The sequence below is a fragment of the Streptomyces sp. NBC_00104 genome (genome assembly GCF_045160825.1).
In the GTDB taxonomy this organism is placed as follows: domain Bacteria; phylum Actinomycetota; class Actinomycetes; order Streptomycetales; family Streptomycetaceae; genus Streptomyces.
The window spans coordinates 9,998,009-10,016,496 of record NZ_CP108215.1; the positions used below are offsets into that span (position 1 = coordinate 9,998,009).

Annotated in this window: 15 protein-coding genes; 6 read left to right on the forward strand and 9 right to left on the reverse strand. The window is 70.9% G+C overall.

The genetic code is table 11. The features are described 5' to 3' along the window. The first annotated feature begins 8 nt into the window (after positions 1-8). Both OG272_RS43740 and OG272_RS43745 read left to right on the forward strand, forming a co-directional pair. The gene (locus OG272_RS43740) at positions 9-776 is read left to right on the forward strand and encodes an IclR family transcriptional regulator (protein ID WP_327726528.1); all 768 of its coding nucleotides are present in this window, start codon (positions 9-11) and stop codon (positions 774-776) included. An 87-nt stretch (positions 777-863) separates the two neighbouring features. Continuing rightward, positions 864-1,691, forward strand: a complete 828-nt coding sequence (locus OG272_RS43745; protein WP_327726527.1) for an SDR family oxidoreductase — start codon at positions 864-866, stop codon at positions 1,689-1,691. A gap of 174 nt (positions 1,692-1,865) precedes the next feature. Here OG272_RS43745 and katG read toward each other — a convergent pair whose 3' ends face one another. Then, positions 1,866-4,082: a catalase/peroxidase HPI gene (gene katG, locus OG272_RS43750; protein WP_327726525.1), complete on the reverse strand. Its 2,217-nt coding sequence runs from the start codon at positions 4,080-4,082 to the stop codon at positions 1,866-1,868. A gap of 45 nt (positions 4,083-4,127) precedes the next feature. Continuing rightward, on the reverse strand, positions 4,128-4,550 hold the full coding sequence (locus OG272_RS43755) for a Fur family transcriptional regulator (RefSeq protein WP_326574191.1): 423 nt from the start codon (positions 4,548-4,550) through the stop codon (positions 4,128-4,130). A gap of 393 nt (positions 4,551-4,943) precedes the next feature. On the opposite strand from OG272_RS43755, the gene OG272_RS43760 reads away from it, so the two are divergent. Beyond that, positions 4,944-5,660: a UdgX family uracil-DNA binding protein gene (locus tag OG272_RS43760; RefSeq protein ID WP_327726524.1), complete on the forward strand. Its 717-nt coding sequence runs from the start codon at positions 4,944-4,946 to the stop codon at positions 5,658-5,660. Positions 5,661-5,696: 36 nt separating this feature from the next. On the opposite strand, the gene OG272_RS43765 is transcribed toward OG272_RS43760, so the two are convergent. The 7 genes from OG272_RS43765 to rhaI form a co-directional block, all read right to left on the reverse strand. Continuing rightward, positions 5,697-6,491, reverse strand: coding sequence for an SAM-dependent methyltransferase (locus OG272_RS43765; protein ID WP_326574189.1), 795 nt, complete (start codon positions 6,489-6,491; stop codon positions 5,697-5,699). A 183-nt stretch (positions 6,492-6,674) separates the two neighbouring features. Then, positions 6,675-7,328, reverse strand: coding sequence for a lactate utilization protein C (locus tag OG272_RS43770; RefSeq protein ID WP_327726523.1), 654 nt, complete (start codon positions 7,326-7,328; stop codon positions 6,675-6,677). Beyond that, positions 7,325-8,890, reverse strand: a complete 1,566-nt coding sequence (locus tag OG272_RS43775) for a LutB/LldF family L-lactate oxidation iron-sulfur protein (RefSeq protein WP_405895846.1) — start codon at positions 8,888-8,890, stop codon at positions 7,325-7,327. The genes OG272_RS43770 and OG272_RS43775 overlap by 4 nt, the downstream gene beginning before the upstream one ends. Then, positions 8,887-9,642 carry a (Fe-S)-binding protein gene (locus tag OG272_RS43780; RefSeq protein WP_326585501.1) on the reverse strand — a complete coding sequence of 252 codons (756 nt, stop codon included), beginning with the start codon at positions 9,640-9,642 and terminating at the stop codon, positions 8,887-8,889. The genes OG272_RS43775 and OG272_RS43780 overlap by 4 nt, the downstream gene beginning before the upstream one ends. A gap of 148 nt (positions 9,643-9,790) precedes the next feature. Further along, entirely contained in the window at positions 9,791-11,239 is a 1,449-nt protein-coding gene (locus OG272_RS43785; RefSeq protein WP_327726521.1) for a rhamnulokinase family protein, read from the reverse strand. Between the two features lie 11 nt (positions 11,240-11,250). Next, entirely contained in the window at positions 11,251-13,290 is a 2,040-nt protein-coding gene (locus tag OG272_RS43790) for a bifunctional aldolase/short-chain dehydrogenase (protein WP_405895847.1), read from the reverse strand. Between the two features lie 160 nt (positions 13,291-13,450). Next, the gene (gene rhaI, locus OG272_RS43795; RefSeq protein WP_326574184.1) at positions 13,451-14,611 is read right to left on the reverse strand and encodes an L-rhamnose isomerase; all 1,161 of its coding nucleotides are present in this window, start codon (positions 14,609-14,611) and stop codon (positions 13,451-13,453) included. A 259-nt stretch (positions 14,612-14,870) separates the two neighbouring features. On the opposite strand from rhaI, the gene OG272_RS43800 reads away from it, so the two are divergent. The 3 genes from OG272_RS43800 to OG272_RS43810 are packed head-to-tail and all read left to right on the forward strand — an operon-like array spanning position 14,871 to position 18,434. Then, positions 14,871-16,388, forward strand: a complete 1,518-nt coding sequence (locus OG272_RS43800) for a sugar ABC transporter ATP-binding protein (protein WP_327726520.1) — start codon at positions 14,871-14,873, stop codon at positions 16,386-16,388. Further along, complete coding sequence (locus OG272_RS43805) at positions 16,385-17,425, forward strand: ABC transporter permease (RefSeq protein ID WP_326574182.1); 1,041 nt, start codon at positions 16,385-16,387, stop codon at positions 17,423-17,425. Before OG272_RS43800 ends, OG272_RS43805 begins: the two co-directional genes overlap by 4 nt. After that, positions 17,418-18,434 carry an ABC transporter permease gene (locus OG272_RS43810; RefSeq protein WP_327726519.1) on the forward strand — a complete coding sequence of 339 codons (1,017 nt, stop codon included), beginning with the start codon at positions 17,418-17,420 and terminating at the stop codon, positions 18,432-18,434. Before OG272_RS43805 ends, OG272_RS43810 begins: the two co-directional genes overlap by 8 nt. The last annotated feature ends 54 nt before the right edge of the window (positions 18,435-18,488 follow it).

Consider the following 18,488-nt stretch of genomic DNA (forward strand, 5'->3'; position numbering starts at 1 on the left):
TTGCCGCTGTGAGTGGCGGCGAGGTACCGGCGGATGTGGTCGGACGGGCGATCCGGCTGCTCGTCCTGGTGGGCGAGCACCCGCAGGGCATCACCCTGTCCGAACTGGCCCGAGCCAGCGGCGTGCCCGTCAGCACGGCCCACCGGCTGGTCACCTCACTCCGCCGCGAGGGCCTGGTGGAGTTCGAGGCCGACGGCAAGCGCTACAAACCGGGCCTCAAGCTCTTCCAACTCGGCCAGCAGGCGGGCCAGGTGTACGGATTCGCCGGCACCGCCCTCCCCGTGATGCAGCGCGTGACACGGCAGACCGAGGAAGCCACCCTGATGTCCGTCCTCGACGGCACCCGGCATCTGTACGTGCACTACGTGGACGGCCCCCTGCCGGTCGGCGTCCGCAGCGAGCCGGGCCGCCACGGTCCGCTGCACTGCACCTCGATGGGCAAGGTCCTCCTGGCCTTCGCCCCCGACGACGTACGCGCCGACCTCCTGGACCGTGTCGAGCTGACCCCGCACGGGCCCCACAGCATCACCGACCGCGACGTCCTGCGCGCCCAGGTCGCCCGCGCCGCCGAACTCGGCTACGCCACGGCCGACGAGGAACACCACCCCGGACTGCGCGCCGTGGCGGTCCCGATCCTGCGCCCCGACGGCACCGTCTTCGCCGCCCTGTCCACCGCCGCGCCCGCCTTCCGCCGAGGCATGGACGACCTGGTCGCCATGGTGCCGCTGCTGCGGTCGGCGGCGGCCGAGCTGGGCGTCCGGCTGCCCGCCCGCTGACGCACCCTCCCCACGGGCCCCGGAGGAGGGGGATCCTCACTCCGGGAGGCGCGTGGGGCGCACCCACGGCCGGGAGGGCGGACGGGCATGGGCAACCGCGACGGACAGCGACAGCGCACGGGACCGCTCGACGGAAAGACCGCGCTGGTCACCGGGGCCGGCACCGGCATCGGCCGGGAGACGGCGCTGATGCTCGCCGAGGCGGGCGCGACGGTGGTCCTCGTCGGGCGCCGCAAGCGCGTCCTCGACGAGGTCGCCGCCGTCATCGAGGACGCCGGAGGCACGGGGCTCACCCACTCCACGCATGTCGAGAGCGCCGACGAGGTACGGGAGTTGATCGAGTGGACCCGGGAGGCCGCCGGACCCGTCGACATCCTCGTCAACAACGCGGGCGGCGCCGGCAAGGTGGTCGACGTCCGCTGGACCGGCGAGGACGAGTGGAACGCCGTCCTGGGCGTCAACCTCACCGCGGTCTATCTCCTCACCCAGGCCGTCCTCCCGGACATGCTGGCGCGCGGCGGCGGCTCGATCATCACGATCTCCTCCCTCGCCGCGCTACGCCCCACGCTCCTCGGCGGAGCCCCGTACGGCGCGGCCAAGGCGGGCGTGCGCAACTTCATGACCTATCTGCACCACACCTTCCGCAACGACCTCGTCCGCGCCACCTGCATCCTTCCCGGCGAGGTCAACACCCCCATCCTGGACAGCCGGGCCGCCCCGCCGAGCGAGGAGCGGCGGGCGGTCATGGTGCAGCCGGAGGACGTGGCACGGGCCGTACTGCTGTGCGCCACCCTCCCACCGCGGACGGTCGTCGAGGAACTGGTCATCGCCCCCACCCTGGTGCGGGACACGTCCGCCGACGTCGAGGCGAGCCGCTGGACCGGGGCCCCGGCGGACGCCCGCCCGGCGGACTGAGACGACGGGTGCGTGCGTGAGCGTCCTCCGCGTCCGGTTCCTCGGGCGGGGTGACGTACGCGGCGGCGTCGGACGACGGAGGCCGGAGGCCGGAGGCGAGCACGAAAAACGTCCGGGCCGCCCCCGCGAAGGGCCGGCCCGGACGCCGTGATCGGGTCGATCAGGCCAGGACGATCAGACCAGGTCGAAGCGGTCCAGGTCGGAGACCTTGGCCCACGCCGCGACGAAGTCCTTCACGAACTTCTCCTTGGCGTCGTCGCTCGCGTAGACCTCGGCGAGGGCGCGCAGCTCGGAGTTCGAGCCGAAGACGAGGTCGGCACGGGTGCCGGTCCACTTGACCTCGCCGGTGGCCGCGTCACGGCCCTCGAAGAGGGTCTGGTCGGCGGACGTGGACTTCCAGGTCGTGCCCAGGTCGAGCAGGTTGACGAAGAAGTCGTTGGTGAGCTTGCCCGGGGTGTCGGTGAAGACGCCGTGCGAGGACTGGGCGTGGTTGGCGCCCAGGACACGCAGACCACCGACGAGGGCCGTCAGCTCGGGGGCGCTCAGGGAGAGCAGGTTCGCCCTGTCGAGCAGCAGGTACTCGGCGGGCAGGCGGTTGCCCTTGCCCTGGTAGTTGCGGAACCCGTCGGCCGTCGGCTCCAGCGCGGCGAACGACTCGGCGTCCGTGTGCTCCTCGGTCGCGTCCACGCGGCCCGGGGTGAAGGGCACCTCGACGTCGTAGCCGGCGTCCTTGGCGGCCTTCTCGACCGCGGCGGCACCGCCGAGGACGATCAGGTCGGCCAGGGAGACCTTCTTGGCGCCGGAGTTGAACTCCGACTGGACACCCTCCAGGACGCTCAGGACGTGACGCAGCTCGTCCGGGTTGTTGACCTCCCAGCCGCGCTGGGGCTCCAGGCGGATCCGGGCACCGTTGGCGCCGCCCCGCTTGTCGCTGGAGCGGAAGGTGGAGGCCGACGCCCACGCGGTGGACACCAGCTGCGAGACGGTCAGACCCGAGGAGAGCAGCTTGGTCTTGAGCGCCGCGATGTCGGCGGCGTCGATGACCGCGCCCTCGGCCTCCGGCAGCGGGTCCTGCCACACCAGGGTCTCCGCCGGGACCTCCGGGCCGAGGTACAGCGACTTCGGGCCCATGTCACGGTGGGTCAGCTTGAACCAGGCGCGGGCGAAGGCGTCCGCGAACTGCTCGGGGTGCTCGTAGAAGCGACGCGAGATCTGCTCGTAGACCGGGTCGAAGCGGAGCGACAGGTCGGTGGTGAGCATCGTCGGGAGCTTCTTCTTCGACGCGTCGTGGGCGTCGGGGATGATCGCCTCGGCGTTCTTCGCCACCCACTGGTTCGCGCCGGCCGGGCTCTGGGTGAGCTCGTACTCGTACTCGAAGAGGTTCTTGAAGAAGTTGTTGCTCCACCGCGTGGGCGTCTCCGTCCACGTCACCTCCAGGCCGGAGGTGATGGCGTCGCCGCCCTTGCCGGTGCCGTAGGTGCTCTTCCAGCCGAGACCCTGCTCCTCCAGCGAGGCGGCCTCGGGGTCGTTGCCCACGTTGTCCGCGGGGCCGGCGCCGTGGGTCTTGCCGAAGGTGTGACCACCGGCGATGAGGGCGACGGTCTCCTCGTCGTTCATCGCCATGCGGCGGAACGTCTCACGGATGTCGCGGGCCGCGGCGATCGGGTCCGGGTTGCCGTTCGGGCCCTCCGGGTTGACGTAGATCAGACCCATCTGGACGGCGCCGAGCGGGCTCTCCAGCTCGCGGTCGCCGGTGTAGCGCTGGTCGTCGAGCCAGGTGGTCTCGGGGCCCCAGTAGACGTCCTCCTCGGCCTCCCAGACATCGGCGCGGCCGCCGCCGAAGCCGAAGGTCTCGAAGCCCATCTGCTCCAGGGCGACGTTACCGGTGAGGATCATGAGGTCGGCCCAGGAGATGGACTGGCCGTACTTCTTCTTCACCGGCCACAGCAGACGGCGGGCCTTGTCCAGGTTGGCGTTGTCCGGCCAGCTGTTCAGCGGCGCGAAGCGCTGCTGACCGGCACCGGCGCCACCACGGCCGTCGCTGATGCGGTAGGTGCCGGCGCTGTGCCAGGCCATACGGATCATCAGCGGGCCGTAGTTGCCGAAGTCGGCCGGCCACCAGTCCTGCGAGGTGGTCAGCACCTCGGCGATGTCCTGTTTCACGGCGGCGAGGTCGAGGTTCTTGAACGCCTCGGCGTAGTCGAACTCCTCACCGAGGGGGTTCGCCACGGCGGGGTTCTTGGCGAGGATCTTCAGGTTGAGCCGCTCCGGCCACCACTGACGGTTTCCACCGCCCTGGGTCGGGTGCGCGGCGCGCCCGTGAGCGACCGGGCAGCCTCCCGTCTCCTCGGGCTTCGAGTCTGTGACGATCGCGTCGTGGTTCTCAGTCATGGGAGTCCTTCCGGAACTGGTGGATCACGGTGCTGAACTGCTGGCTTAGGAACATGAGGGGCACAGGCCCCAGTAGATGACCTCGGCCTCGTCGATCGCGAAGCCGCGGTCGTCGGAGGCGGTCAGGCACGGGGCATGCCCGACCGCGCAGTCGACGTCGACCACGACACCGCAGGAGCGGCACACGAGGTGATGGTGGTTGTCGCCCACACGGCCCTCGTACAGGGCCGGGCTGCCGGGTGGTTCGAGGCGGCGTACGAGTCCGGCACCGGTGAGCGCGCTGAGCGCCTCGTACACGGCCTGGAGCGATATGTGGCCCACACGATCGCGCACCCCTGAGGCGATCGCTTCGACGCCGAGGTGGTCGCCGTGCCGGACGGTTTCCAGCAGCGCCACGCGCGCGGCCGTCACCCGCAGGCCGGCACCGCGCAGCTCCTCGGCGGTGTTCGGAGGCTGGGATGCGGTCATGCGGACCAACCTACCCTCATAAACACGAACAGTTCAAGAAAACGAACCATCCAAGTTTGCCGTGCGACCCCGGCCACCGTCCGTCACCGCCGTACGAGCCCCATGGCGCCGCCCGTACGGCCTCCCACCTGGGACGATCTCCGCGCACATGCCCCGGGGCGCCGTCAATCCAGGGCGAGCAGGGCGACAGCGGGCGCGGACGGTATCCGCCGCCCGGCGGCACAGAGGTGGAGCGGTGCGGCCCAGAGGCGGAGCAGGGAGAGCGTGGCGAAGTGCGCCCGGCGGAGGAGGGGGTACCCGGGAACGAGCCCCGAGCCGGCCCCGGCGAAGCGCTCGGGTCAGGCTCCCCGTGAAGCCGCTCCGGGCAGGCTCCCGCGAAGGAGGTGGCCTCGGATGAGCCCCACGCAAGCACCCTCCCCGCGCCCGCGGGCCTACGACGGCCCGCGCCCGCGGGCCTACGACGCCGAGCCGTATCTCCCCGGCCGTGGCGGCCTCCCCGCCCACCGCCGGGCCGCGGCCGACTGCCGAGGCTGTCCGCTCCACGAGGACGCCACCCGGACGGTCTTCGGCAAGGGAGACGAGTCCGCGCGGCTCCTCCTCGTCGGTGAACAGCCGGGGGACCAGGAGGACAGACGGGGTGAGCCCTTCGTCGGCCCCGCCGGGCGGCTGTTGCGGCGGGCTCTGGAGGAGGCCGGGATCGACATGGACACGGCCTATGTGACCAACGCGGTCAAACACTTCAAGTTCACCCGGCCCCCGGGCGGGGGCACACGCCGTATCCACAAGGCCCCCGACCTGCGCGAGGTCGCCGCGTGCCGCCCCTGGCTGCTCGCCGAACTGCGCCTTGTCCGGCCCGAGATCGTGGTGGCCCTCGGCGCGACCGCCGGCAAGGCACTGCTCGGCAGCTCCTTCCGGGTCACCAAGGACCGCGGCGCGCTGCTGTCCATGCCCCCGGAGGGAGGCGGATTCCAGGGATCGCGGGGGCCGCACGTCGTGGCCACGCTCCACCCGTCCGCCGTTCTGCGCGCCGACGACCGCGAGGGCGCGTACGCGGGACTGGTGTCGGACCTGAAGGTGGCCGCGGAAGCTTTGGCCAAGAGTGAGCCGTAATTCCGGCGCCCTTCGACCCATGGTGACCCTCGACCCTTACGGCTTGCGTCCCACACCGCCGAAACTGTCCACTTCCCACGGCTCGTCGGAGCCGCCCCGCTCGGCCCGCCACTGGGCCACGGACACGAGCCCCGGCTCGCTCAGCTCCAGCCCGTCGAAGAACCGGATGAGCTGCTCGGGGGAGCGGTTGACGCGCGGGTTGTCGCTCGCCTCGTTCCAGTGCTCGACCATCACCCGCATCGCCTCGGGCCGGTACACCTCCGTGCTGTCGCCGAGCACGAGGTGACTGCCGGAGGGCAGGGCGTCGAGGAGCCGGGCGACCACGCCGTACGCGCTCTCGTCCGGCACATGGGCGGTGATGCCGAGCAGCATGAGGGCGACGGGACGGGTGAGGTCCAGCGTGTCGGCGGCGCGTTCGAGGATGGTGTCCGGGTCGCGCAGGTCGGCGGCGACGAAGGCGGTGGCGCCCTCGGGGGTGCTGGTGAGCAGAGCCTTGGCGTGGGCGAGGACGGTCGGGTCGTGGTCGACGTAGACGATGCGCGCGTCCCGGGCCGTGCGCTGGGCGACCTCGTGGGTGTTGTCCTCGGTGGGCAGCCCGGTGCCGATGTCGAGGAACTGGCGTAAGCCGGCCTCCTCGGTGAGGTGGGTGACCGTCCGGCGCAGGAAGGCCCGCTGGGCGCGGGCGATGTCGACGATCTGGGGGTTCACCCCGCGGATCTGGTCACCGACCCGCCGGTCGATCTCGTAGCAGTCCTTGCCGCCGAGCCAGTAGTTCCAGATCCGGGCCGAGTGCGGGATGGTGCTGTTGATGACCGGACGGTCAAGTGGCATGGAAACTCCCCGTGTTGACGCCTGTAGCAGCCACCCAACCTAGCAAGATCGCCATGTACTTGATCAGCGGACAGTCACGGGAACGACCGTCCACCGTCGAGATCCGGACGACCACGGCCTGGCCGCGCCGCCGGGCGGCCCCGGACGCGACGCCACGTCCAGGAGGCCCGGGCCCAGGGCCTTCTAGCCGCCGCTCCCGGTCACCAGCACCACCTCCAGGGTGCGCGGGCCGTGCACCCCCTCCACGCGGTCCAGTTCGATGTCGCTGGTGGCGGACGGCCCGGAGATCCAGGTCAACGGGCGTGTCGGATCGAGCAGTTCGAGGGCCTGCGGCACCGACGACACGACCTGTTCCGGTACGCGTACGACGCAGATGTGGTGGTCGGGCACGAGGGTGATCCGGCGGCGGCCCTGGTCGGGGGAGCCGTCGAGGACGATGGTGCCGGTCTCGGCGATGGCGAGGGCACAGGCGGTGACCACGCTGTCGACCCGGTCCAGCTCGTGCGCGGTGCTCGTGGCGCGGTCGTGCACGCGTGCCGCGTCGACCGCCTTGAGCCAGTACGGCGGCAGGCCGGGCGGGACCAGCACGGTCTGCGAACCCCGCCCGGCCAGGAGTCGCGTGAGCAGCTCCGGCAACTCCTCGTCCGCGCACCGGTGCACGATCGCCCGGTAGTCCGCCAGGTTCTCCGCCAGCAGTTCCACCGTCTCCGCCACGCTCCGCCCGCCGTGCTCACGGAGATAGTCCCGCTGAACGGCCTGCTGGTACGGCGTGTCGTCCCGTGGCACGTCGGCGAGGGCGCGCCGCACCCGGCCCAGGATCAGATCCCTGCTGCTCACTTGCCGGTGTCCTTTCCGCCGTTCGTGGATCCGGTCGTCCGTCCGCCGGTGGTTCCACCGCCGGTCGATCCTCTGCCGGTGGTTCCTCCGCCGTTCGTCCGTCCGCCGTTCGTCCGCTGCCACCAGTCCCGGAACGGCTCGGCCGGCAGCGCGGGAAGATCGCGGCTGGCGCTCCACGCCTTGCCGGGGCCCGGCAGCGTACGGGGGTGGAAGCGGCGGGTGCGGGACGCGAGCCGCTGCCCGGTGCGCAGCGCGCCGGGGTGGCTGAACGCCCAGCGGGCCGCGCGCATCGCCGCCCGCTCGGCGGCGTGCCCCTTCGCGGGCTTGAGCACGACCTTGTTGCCCTGCTCCGTCACCGGGCCGCCCTGCACGACCCGCTCCCGCAGATGCACCAGCACCTCCGGGATGTCGATGGCGACCGGGCACACCTCGTAGCAGGCACCGCACAGCGAGGACGCGTACGGCAGCGAGGCGTCGATCTCGCTTCCCGTGCCCCGGAGTTGGGGGCTGAGGATGGCGCCGATCGGGCCCGGGTACACCGAGCCGTACGCGTGGCCGCCCGCCCGCTCGTACACCGGGCAGACGTTGAGGCAGGCCGAGCAGCGGATGCAGCGCAGGGCCTGGCGGCCGACCTCGTCGGCGAGGGTGTCGGTGCGGCCGTTGTCGATGAGGACCAGGTGGAAGGTCTGCGGTCCGTCCTCGGCGGTCGTGCCCGTCCAGGTCGACGTGTACGGGTTCATCCGCTCGGCCGTGGAGGAGCGGGGGAGGGTCTGCAGGAACACCTCCAGGTCCTGCCAGGTCGGCACGATCTTCTCGATGCCGACGACGGAGATCAGGGTCTCGGGGAGGGTGAGGCACATCCGGCCGTTGCCCTCGGACTCCACGACCACCAGCGTGCCGGTCTCGGCGACCATGAAGTTGGCGCCCGAGACACCGACCTTGGCCCGCAGGAACTTCTCCCGCAGATGCAGCCGCGCCGCGTCCGCCAGCTCGGCGGGCGTGTCGGTCAGGCCCTCCGGGGCCGGGCGGCCCCACTCACCCATCTCGCGCGCGAAGATGTCGCGGATCTCGCCCCGGTTGCGGTGGATCGCCGGGACGAGGATGTGCGAGGGCCGGTCCTTGCCCAACTGCACGATGAGCTCGGCGAGATCGGTCTCGTAGGCATGGATGCCCTCGGCCTCCAGCGCCTCGTTCAGCCCGATCTCCTGCGTGGCCATCGACTTGACCTTGACGACCTCGCTCTCCCCGGTCGCCTTGACGAGATACGTCACGATCCGGTTGGCCTCGTCCGCGTCGGCGGCCCAGTGGACCGTGCCGCCCGCGGCCGTGACCGCCTCCTCCAACTGCACCAGATACCGGTCGAGATGGCGGAGCGTGTGGTCCTTGATCTGCTTTCCGGCGTCGCGCAGCGCGGCCCAGTCGGACACCTCCGCGACCGCGGCCGCGCGTTTGGCGCGGATGGTGTGGGTGGCGTGCCGCAGATTGCCGCGCAGGGTCGTGTTGTGCACGGCTTCGTGCGCGGCCTTCGGAAACGCCGGCATCCCGAGATACGTCCCGCTCATGCCGGCGGCTCCTCTTCCGTGCTCGCCAGGATCTCCGCGATGTGGACGGGCCGCACGGCGGTGCGCAGCCGCGTCATCGTGCCGCCGATGTGCATCAGGCACGAGTTGTCGGCCGCGCACAGCACCTCGGCGCCCGTCGACTCGGCGTTGCGCACCTTGTCGGCGCCCATGGCGGCCGAGACATCGGAGTTCTTCACGGCGAACGTGCCGCCGAAGCCACAGCACTCGTCGGCGCCGGGCAGCTCCACCAGCTCCAGCCCCTTCACGGCCTGGAGCAGTCGGCGCGGCCGGTCGCCCAGGCCGAGGCTCCGCAGCCCGTGGCAGGTCGGGTGGTACGTCACCTTGTGCGGGTAGTACGCGCCCACGTCGGTCACGCCCAGCACGTCCACCAGGAACTCGGTGAGCTCGTACGTCTTCGGCACGACCGGCGCCAGCGTCCGCGCCAGGGTGTCCCCCCGCCCCTCCGCCCGCGCCCGTTCGCCCATCCGCGGATACAGCTCCCGCACCATCGCCCCGCACGAGCCGGACGGCGTCACGATCGCCTCGTACTCCCGGAATACATCGGAGAACTGCCGGGCCAGTGGCTCGGCCTCCCGTCGGTACCCGGTGTTGTAGTGCGCCTGCCCGCAGCAGGTCTGACCCATCGGGAAGTCGACGTCGACACCCAGCCTGGTCAGCAGTTTCACCACGGCCCGGCCGGTGTCCGGATAGAGCGTGTCGTTGACACAGGTCAGGAACAGGGCGACACGCATCGCGGCTCCTCGGGGGTCGGTCATCGGATGAGTGCAGAGTACGACGTGAGCACGCCGAGGGCGAGGGGCTTCGCCCGCGGATCGGCGGGCTCGGGTGAACCCTTGCGCCGATCGCCGCCGGAAACGGCCCCGCCGGGGAGGACCCGGCTCACCGCTCGGTGAGCCGGGCCTCCGCCGCGCGCCAGGCCGCCGGGTCGCCCTGCGGCTCGTACCGCACCAGCGGCTGGGTGCGGGCGAGGAGCTGCCGCATCGAGGCCCGGTCGCCCACCAGGCCGTGGGTGCGGGCCTGGACGAGGACGTTGCCCAGGGCCGCCGCCTCCGCCGGTCCCGCCACCACCGGAAGCCCGCAGGCGTCGGCGGTGAGCTGGCAGAGCAGGGCGTTGCGGGTGCCGCCGCCGACGATGTGGACGACGTCCACGGGGTGATCGGCGAGGGCCTGGGCCTCGGTGACGGCCCGCCGGTGGGCGAGGGCCAGTGAGTCGAGGATGCAGCGGGTGATCTCGGCGGGCGTCCCCGGAACGGGCTGCCCCGACTCCCGGCACGCCTGCGCGATCCGCTCAGGCATCCGGCCGGGCGCCAGGAACGCCGCGTCCCCGGCGTCCACGACCGACCGCCGCGCGGGCACCGTCGCGGCGGCGCGCAGCAACTCGCCGAGATCCGGGTCCCCCCACTCCCGTACGCACTCCTGGAGCAGCCACAGCCCCATGATGTTCCGGAGGTAGCGGACCGTGCCGTCGAGCCCCAGTTCGTTGGTGAAGTTGGCCGCCCGGCTCGCCTCGGTCAGCACCGGGGCCTCCAGCTCCAGGCCGGCCAGCGACCAGGTGCCGGTGCAGATGTACGCGAACCGCTCCCCGGCCGCCGGGACGGCCGTCACCGCCGAAGCGGTGTCGTGCGACCCGACCGTCGTCACCGGCACCGGGCCCGTCAGCCCGGTCTCCTCCAGCACCTGCTCCTGGAGCAGCCCCGCAGGATCCCCGGGCCGCCGCAGCGGCGCGAACAGTTCCAGATCGATCCCGAGCCGCTCGGCCACGTCGGAGGCCCAGCCACGCGTCCGGGGGTCGATCAGCTGCGTCGTCGAGGCGTTGGTCAGCTCGGTGCCCTGCTCGCCGGTCAGCCAGTACGTCAGCAGATCGGGGATGAGCAACAACCGCTTGGCGTAGGCCAGTTGGGCGGACGAGCGGGCGGCGACCAGCTGGTACAGGGTGTTGAAGGGCGCGTACTGCAACCCGGTCGCCGCGTACAGCTCGGCGGCGGGCACCGTGGCCCACACCTTCTCCGCGACACCCTCGGTACGGGCGTCCCGGTAGTGCACCGGATTGCCCAGGAGGGCCCCGTCACCGTCGAGCAGCCCGTAGTCGACGGCCCAGCTGTCGATCCCGACGGAGTCGACCTGCCCGGCGGCCTTCAGCCCGTCCAGGACCCCCGCGTACAGCGAGAGCACGTCCCAGCGCAGCCCCTCGGGCGTCCGCACCGGCCGGTTCGGGAACCGGTGGGCCTCCACGAGCTCCAGCGAGTCCCGTCCCGCGCGGCCGACCATGACCCGCCCACTGGACGCACCGAGGTCGACCGCCGCGTACGACTTCACGGCCGTGCTCATCACAGTCCCGCTCATCGGAGGAAGGCGGCGGCCACGCCGGCGTCGACCGGGACGTGCAGACCGGTGGTGTGCGTCAGCTCCCCGCCCGTCAGCGCGAACACCGCGTTCGCCACGTGCTCCGGCAGCACCTCGCGCTTGAGGATGGTCCGCTGGGCGTAGAACTCGCCCAGCTTCTCCTCCTCGATCCCGTAGGTCGCCGCGCGCTGGGCACCCCAGCCGGCCGCGAAGATCCCCGAACCACGCACCACGCCGTCGGGGTTGACCCCGTTGACGCGGATGCCGTGCTCACCCAGCTCGGCGGCCAGCAGCCGCACCTGGTGCGCCTGGTCGGCCTTGGTGGCGGAGTAGGCGATGTTGTTGGGCCCGGCGAAGACGGCGTTCTTCGAGGCGATGTAGACGATGTCACCGCCCAGCCCCTGCGCGATCATCACCCGGGCCGCCTCACGCGACACGAGGAACGATCCACGGGCCATGATGTCGTGCTGCAGATCCCAGTCCTTCGCCGACGTCTCCAGCAGCGGCTTGGAGATCGAGATACCGGCGTTGTTGACGACGAGGTCGACCCCGCCGAAGGCCAGCGCGGCGGCCTTGAAGGCCGCACCGATCTGCTCCTCGTCCGTCACGTCGACGGTCACGGCGACGGCCTTGTCGGCCCCGCCCAGCTCCTCGGCGACGGCGGCGGCGTTCTCGGCGTTCAGATCGGCGACGACGACACAGGCCCCCTCGGCGACCAGCCGATGGGCGATGGCCTTCCCGATCCCGCTGCCCGCACCCGTGACGAGCGCGACCCGCGTGGCGAGCGGCTTCGGCCTGGGCATCCGCTGGAGCTTGGCCTCCTCCAGCGCCCAGTACTCGATACGGAACTTCTCCGACTCCTCGATCGGCGCGTACGTCGACACCGCCTCGGCGCCCCGCATCACGTTGATCGCGTTGACGTAGAACTCGCCGGCCACCCGCGCGGTCTGCTTGTCCTTGCCGAAGCTGAACATGCCCACGCCGGGGATCAGCACGATCGCCGGGTCGGCGCCGCGCATCGCGGGGGAGTCGGGGTCGGCGTGCCGCCGGTAGTAGGCGGCGTACTCCTCCCGGTACTCGGCGTGCAGTTCCTTGAGCCGGGCGATCGCGGCGTCGAGATCGGCGGTCGGCGGAAGATCCAGCACCAGCGGCCGGACCTTCGTACGAAGGAAGTGGTCGGGGCACGAGGTCCCCAGGGCGGCGAGCCGCGGGTGCTCCGCACTCGCCAGGAAGTCGAGGACGACCTCCGCGTCGGTGAAGTGCCCGACCTGCGGCTTGTCCTGCGAGGCGATCGCCCGGACGTGCGGCGCCAGCGCGGCGGCCCGCTCCCGGCGCTCCGTGGCGGCGAGCGCGGCGTACCCCTCGACGGCGGGCCCGAACGGCTCGGCCTTCCCGCGCTCGACGAGGAACTGCTCGGCCGTACGAATGATGTGCAGCGAGTTCTTCTCGCACTCCTCGGCGGTGTCACCCCAGGCGGTGATCCCGTGCCCACCCAGCACACACCCGATGGCCTGCGGGTTCTCCCGCTTGATCGCCGCGATGTCCAGCCCCAGCTGGAACCCCGGCCGCCGCCACGGCACCCACACCACACTGTCCCCGAAACACTCGGCGGTCAGCTTCTCCCCGTCGGCCGCACAGGCGAGCGCGATTCCGGAGTCGGGGTGCAGATGGTCGACATGGGCGGAGTCCACCAGCCCGTGCATGGCGGTGTCGATCGACGGCGCCGCCCCGCCCTTCCCGTGCAGGCAGTAGTCGAACGCGGCCACCATCTCGTCCTCGCGCTCGACACCCGGGTACACGTCGACGAGCGCCCGCATCCGGTCGAGCCGCAGCACGGCCAGCCCCGCCTCGGTGAGCGTCCCGAGGTCGCCGCCGGACCCCTTCACCCACATCAGTTCCACGTCACCCCCGGTGACGGGATCGGTGTCCGTCCCCTTGGCGGACGTGTTACCACCGGCGTAGTTGGTGTTACGCGGATCGGCACCGAGCCGACGGGACCGGGCGAGAAGGGCAGCGGCTTCGGGATGGGTTGCCATACGAGATCAATCCTTACAGTGACGTTTGTACGAAGGGGGACTGCGGCGCCCCGTCAGGGGCGCGGGGAACTGCGCGACCAGCCACGAACCGGCCCGCAGCCCGCGACCGGCGGAATCCGGCAGGCGAGAGGCGGCAATCGGCTTCAGCCCAGCGCAGCGGTCACGCCCCCCACCCCGCCTGCTCTCCACCGACCCGCTCCTCGACGATCTTCGAGGCCCACCCGGACCGGCGGTACGCCCCCATGGGGTCCGCGTCCAACCCCATCTCCTCGCGCACCTCACGAAGCAGCGGCCGTACATCCGTGTTGTACGCGTCCATCACCACGGCGTTGGCCTCGAGTACGTCCCCGGCCCGCTGGGCGGAGCGCAGCGCGTCGCCGTCGACGAGCAGCGCCTTCGCCGTGGCCTCCTGCACGTTCATCACCGACCGGATGATCGCCGGGATCTTCGCCTCGATGTTGTGGCACTGGTCGAGCATGAACGCGACCTCGGGGGTGAACCCACCCCCACGCACGACCTCGTACATGATCCGGAACAGCTGGAACGGGTCGGCCGCGCCCACCATCAGGTCGTCGTCGGCGTAGAACCGCGAGTTGAAGTCGAACGCGCCGAGCTTCCCCTCCCGCAGGAGCGTCGCCACGATGAACTCGATGTTCGTCCCCGGCGCGTGATGCCCGGTGTCGACGACCACCTGCGCCTTCTCGCCCAGCTTCAGGCAGTGGGCGTAGGCGGTACCCCAGTCCGGCACATCGGTCGTGTAGAACGCCGGCTCGAAGAACTTGTACTCCAGCAGCATCCGCTGCTCGTCCCCGAGCCGCTCGTACACCTCGGCGAGCCCTTCGGCCAGCCGGTCCTGCCGCTCACGTATGTCGTCCTGGCCGGGATAGTTCGTACCGTCCGCGAACCACAGCTTCAGGTCCCGGGACCCGGTCGCGTCCATGATGTCGACGCACTCCAGCAGATGATCGACGGCCTTGCGCCGGATCGCCGCGTCCGGGTGGCAGATGCTGCCCAGCTTGTAGTCGTCGTCCTGGAAGGTGTTGGAGTTGATCGCGCCGAGCTTCACACCCCGCTGCTCGGCGTGCTTGGCGAGCGCCGCGTAGTCGTCGACCTTGTCCCAGGGGATGTGCAGGGCCACGGTCGGGGCCACGCCGGTGAACTCGTGGACCTTGCCGGCGTCGTCCAGCTTCTCCCAGGGATTGCGCGGAACCCCCTGTTGGGCGAACACCTTGAAGCGGGTTCCGGAGTTTCCGTACGCCCACGACGGCGTCTCGACGGCCTGGGTCTTGAGGGCGGCCTTCACCGCGGCGAGCTCGGTCACGTCAGGGCTCCTACCGACTTCGATGTCTGAAACGATTCAGTACCGGAAACTATGAGCGGCTCGCCGGACTGTCAACCCCCCAGGTCAACACCGTTCTCCGTGACCCGGTCGTGACCTCAACGGTCGAAAGAATTTCGACCGAAACCCATTGACGTGACCTGCGACTGGTGCCTAACGTCCCGGCAACCCAGTTGAAACCTTTCACGGCGCAGTGAGGCAGCTTCTCCGCTAGCCACCGGCCGTCGTCGAGGAGCCCCCAATGACCCACCGGTCCGACACGGGTCCGGCCCCCGTTCTCGCATTGAAGGGCATTTCCAAGTCCTTCGGCGCCGTACGCGCCCTGCGGGACGTGTCCCTCGAACTGTTCCCGGGCGAGGTGCACGCACTCGCCGGGGAGAACGGCGCGGGCAAGTCGACCCTGATCAAGAGCCTCGCAGGGGTGCACCGACCGGACTCCGGTCAGCTGCTCCTCGACGGCGACCCCACGGTCTTCCACGGCCCGGCCGACGCCCGGGACGCGGGCATCGCCGTCATCTACCAGGAGCCCACGCTCTTCCCCGACCTGTCGATCGCCGAGAACATCTTCATGGGCCGCCAGCCCCGGCGCGCCCTCGGCCGTATCGACCACAAGGCCACCCACACGGCGACCCTCGCGCTGATGCAGCGGCTCGGTGTCGAACTCGACCCCGACCGCCCGGCGCGCGGCCTGTCCATCGCCGACCAGCAGATCGTCGAGATCGCCAAGGCGCTCTCCTTCGACGCCCGCGTCCTGATCATGGACGAGCCGACGGCGGCCCTCACCGGCAGCGAGGTGGCCCGGCTCTTCGGCGTCGTCCGCACGCTGCGCGAGCAGGGCTCCGCCGTCCTCTTCATCTCGCACCGGCTGGAGGAGATCTTCCAGATCTGCCAGCGGGTCACCACCCTCCGTGACGGCGCCTGGATCTCCAGCGAACCGATCGACGGCATGACCGAGGACGACCTGGTCCGCCGCATGGTCGGCCGCGACCTGGAGGAGCTGTACCCGAAGCAGGAGGTCGAGCCGGGCGACGTCGCGCTGAGCGTGCGCCGACTGACCCGCGAGGGCGTCTTCACCGATGTCTCCTTCGAGGTCCGCCGCGGCGAGATCGTCGGCCTGGCCGGCCTCGTCGGCGCCGGCCGTACGGAGGTGGCGCGGGCCGTCTTCGGCATCGACCGCTGGGACGCGGGCGAGGTCGACATCGACGGGAAGGCGCTCACCAACGGCGCCCCCTCCACCGCGATGGCCGCTGGGCTCGCCCTGGTCCCCGAGGACCGCCGCGCCCAGGGCCTGGTGATGGACATGTCCATCGAACGGAACATCGGCCTCACCGGACTCCGTACGACCGTCAGGGCCGGGCTGATGGACCGGGGCGCCGAGCGCAGCCGCTCCCTCGACTGGGCCGTCAAGCTCCAGGTCAAGTACGCCCGGATCGCCGACACCGTCAACACCCTGTCCGGCGGCAACCAGCAGAAGGTCGTCCTCGCCAAGTGGCTCGCCACCGGGCCGAAGGTGCTGATCGTCGACGAGCCCACCCGGGGCATCGACGTCGGTACGAAGGCCGAGGTGCACCGCCTCCTCAGCGAGCTCGCCGCCGACGGCGTGGCCGTGCTGATGATCTCCTCCGACCTGCCCGAGATCCTCGGTATGGCCGACCGCGTGCTCGTGATGCACGAGGGCCGGCTCACCGCCGAGATCCCTCGCTCCGAAGCCACCGAGGAATCCGTGATGGCCGCAGCCACCGGGAGGGCCGCCGCATGACGGTGACCACCCCTCAGAACACCCCCGTCGCCGAGGTGCCCAAGTCCAGCGGCACCCGGCTCGTGGACCGCGTCTTCAAGATGCGTGAACTCGCCATCCTGGTCGTCTTCCTGGTGATGATCGTCGTCACCCAGCTGGGCAACAGCGAGTTCCTCACCGAGCAGGGCATCAAGGACCTGCTGCTCAACGCGACCATCCTGGTGCTGGTCGCCGTCGGTCAGTCGCTGGTCGTCATCACCAGGAACGTCGACCTGTCGGTCGGCTCCACCCTCGGCATCAGCGCCTTCGCCGCCGGTACGTACCTCCAGGGCGGCGGGAACGCGGTCGTGGCCGTGGCTCTCGCGGTCCTGATGGGCATCGGCTTCGGTCTGCTGAACGGCCTGCTCGTCAGCCTCGGCCAGGTGCCTGCCCTCGTCGTCACCCTCGGCACGCTCTACATCATCCGGGGCATCGACTCGATCTGGGTCGGCTCCCGCCAGATCGTCGCCTCCGGCCTCCCGGACGGCTTCGTCGACTTCGGCTCCGGCGGCATCTACGCGGTGCCCTATCTGGCACTGATCGCGGTGGCGGTGCTGGTGGCGACGGCGTACTACCTGAAGCACTTCGGCAGCGGCCGCGAGCTGTACGCGCTCGGCTCCAACCCGGAGGCCGCCCGGCTCGCCGGTATCCCGGTGCGCAAGCGGATCCTGGTCGCGTACACCTTCTGCGGCGCCCTCGCCGGCCTCGCCGGAGCGCTGTACCTGGCCCGCTTCGGCAACGTCGACTCCAGCACCGGCAACGGCTACGAACTCACCGTCGTCAGCGCGGTCGTGGTCGGCGGCGTCGTCTTCACCGGCGGCTCCGGCAGTGTCTACGGCGCGGCGCTCGGCGCTCTGCTGCTGACCTCCATCAACAGCGTGCTGCCCGCCCTCGGCGTCAGCTCGGTGTGGGTGCTGGCCATCAACGGCATCCTGCTCATCCTCGCCATCGCCGTGGACCGTGTGGTCGCGCTGCGGGTGGCCACCGCCCTGAAGAAGAGGAACGCCCGCCATGGCTGATTCCACCCTGTCGCGCGCGATCCGCTGGGACACGGTGGTCGGCGCCCTCCTCATCGTCGTGCTCCTGCTGTCCTTCACCACGGTGGACGGCTTCGGGAACGCGCTCAACCTGTCCTTCCTCATCGGCAACACCCTGCCGATCGCGCTGGTCGCTCTCCCCATGACCCTTCTCGTGGTCGCCGGCGAGATCGATCTGTCGGTCGCCTCCACCGCCGGCCTGTCCGGCGCGGTGATGGGCGCCCTGTGGAACCAGGGCCTGACCATCGAGGCGATCATCCCGATCTGTCTGGCCCTCGGCGTGGTCTGCGGACTGATCAACGGCCTGCTGGTCACCCGGCTCGGCCTGTCCTCCCTCGCCGTCACCATCGGTACCCTCGCCGCCTACCGGGGCATCGCGCAGATCGTGCTCGGCTCCGACGCGGTGACCGACTTCCCCACGCAGTACCTGGACTTCGCGGCCGGCCGGATCGGCGACAGCTTCGTCCCGCAGGCCTTCATCCCCTTCCTGGTGCTGCTCGTGGTCGCCGTGGTCGCCCTGCACCTCACCCCGTTCGGGCGCTCCCTCTACGCGACCGGCGCCAGCGAGGAGGCCGCGCGCTTCTCCGGTATCCGCGTCAAGCGGCAGAAGCTGATCCTCTTCACGGTGACCGGCCTCATGGCCTCCCTCACCGGCATCTTCTGGGCACTGCACTACGCCAGTGCCCGCTACGACAACGCGACGGGGCTCGAACTGTCCGTCGTGGCCGCCGTACTGCTCGGCGGCATCGACTTCGACGGCGGCAAGGGGACGCTCGGCGGCGCGATCGCCGGAGTGTTCCTGCTCGGCACCCTGCAGAACGTGATGAGCCTGCAGGACGTCTCGGCGCAGTCGCAGATCGTCGTCACCGGCGTCCTGCTCGTGCTGTCCGTGCTCGGGCCCCGGGTGGCACGGCAGGTCGCCCTCGCGAGGGCGGGACGAAAATCCGCCGGCGATACCACCGCAAAGGCCGTCGGTAGATCCGTCGCCTGAAAGCCGCCGGTCGTCAGCGGCCGGTCGCGCCCACGCGGCGGAGCCGCACCTCAC

Coding starts and splice junctions, on each gene's coding strand:
- OG272_RS43745 (WP_327726527.1), top strand. CDS start 864: ATGGGCAACCGCGACGGACAGCGACAGCGCACGGGACCGCTCGACGGA.
- katG (WP_327726525.1), bottom strand. CDS start 4,082: ATGACTGAGAACCACGACGCGATCGTCACAGACTCGAAGCCCGAGGAG.
- OG272_RS43755 (WP_326574191.1), bottom strand. CDS start 4,550: ATGACCGCATCCCAGCCTCCGAACACCGCCGAGGAGCTGCGCGGTGCC.
- OG272_RS43760 (WP_327726524.1), top strand. CDS start 4,944: ATGAGCCCCACGCAAGCACCCTCCCCGCGCCCGCGGGCCTACGACGGC.
- OG272_RS43765 (WP_326574189.1), bottom strand. CDS start 6,491: ATGCCACTTGACCGTCCGGTCATCAACAGCACCATCCCGCACTCGGCC.
- OG272_RS43775 (WP_405895846.1), bottom strand. CDS start 8,890: ATGAGCGGGACGTATCTCGGGATGCCGGCGTTTCCGAAGGCCGCGCAC.
- OG272_RS43780 (WP_326585501.1), bottom strand. CDS start 9,642: ATGCGTGTCGCCCTGTTCCTGACCTGTGTCAACGACACGCTCTATCCG.
- OG272_RS43785 (WP_327726521.1), bottom strand. CDS start 11,239: ATGAGCACGGCCGTGAAGTCGTACGCGGCGGTCGACCTCGGTGCGTCC.
- OG272_RS43790 (WP_405895847.1), bottom strand. CDS start 13,290: ATGGCAACCCATCCCGAAGCCGCTGCCCTTCTCGCCCGGTCCCGTCGG.
- OG272_RS43800 (WP_327726520.1), top strand. CDS start 14,871: ATGACCCACCGGTCCGACACGGGTCCGGCCCCCGTTCTCGCATTGAAG.
- OG272_RS43805 (WP_326574182.1), top strand. CDS start 16,385: ATGACGGTGACCACCCCTCAGAACACCCCCGTCGCCGAGGTGCCCAAG.
- OG272_RS43810 (WP_327726519.1), top strand. CDS start 17,418: ATGGCTGATTCCACCCTGTCGCGCGCGATCCGCTGGGACACGGTGGTC.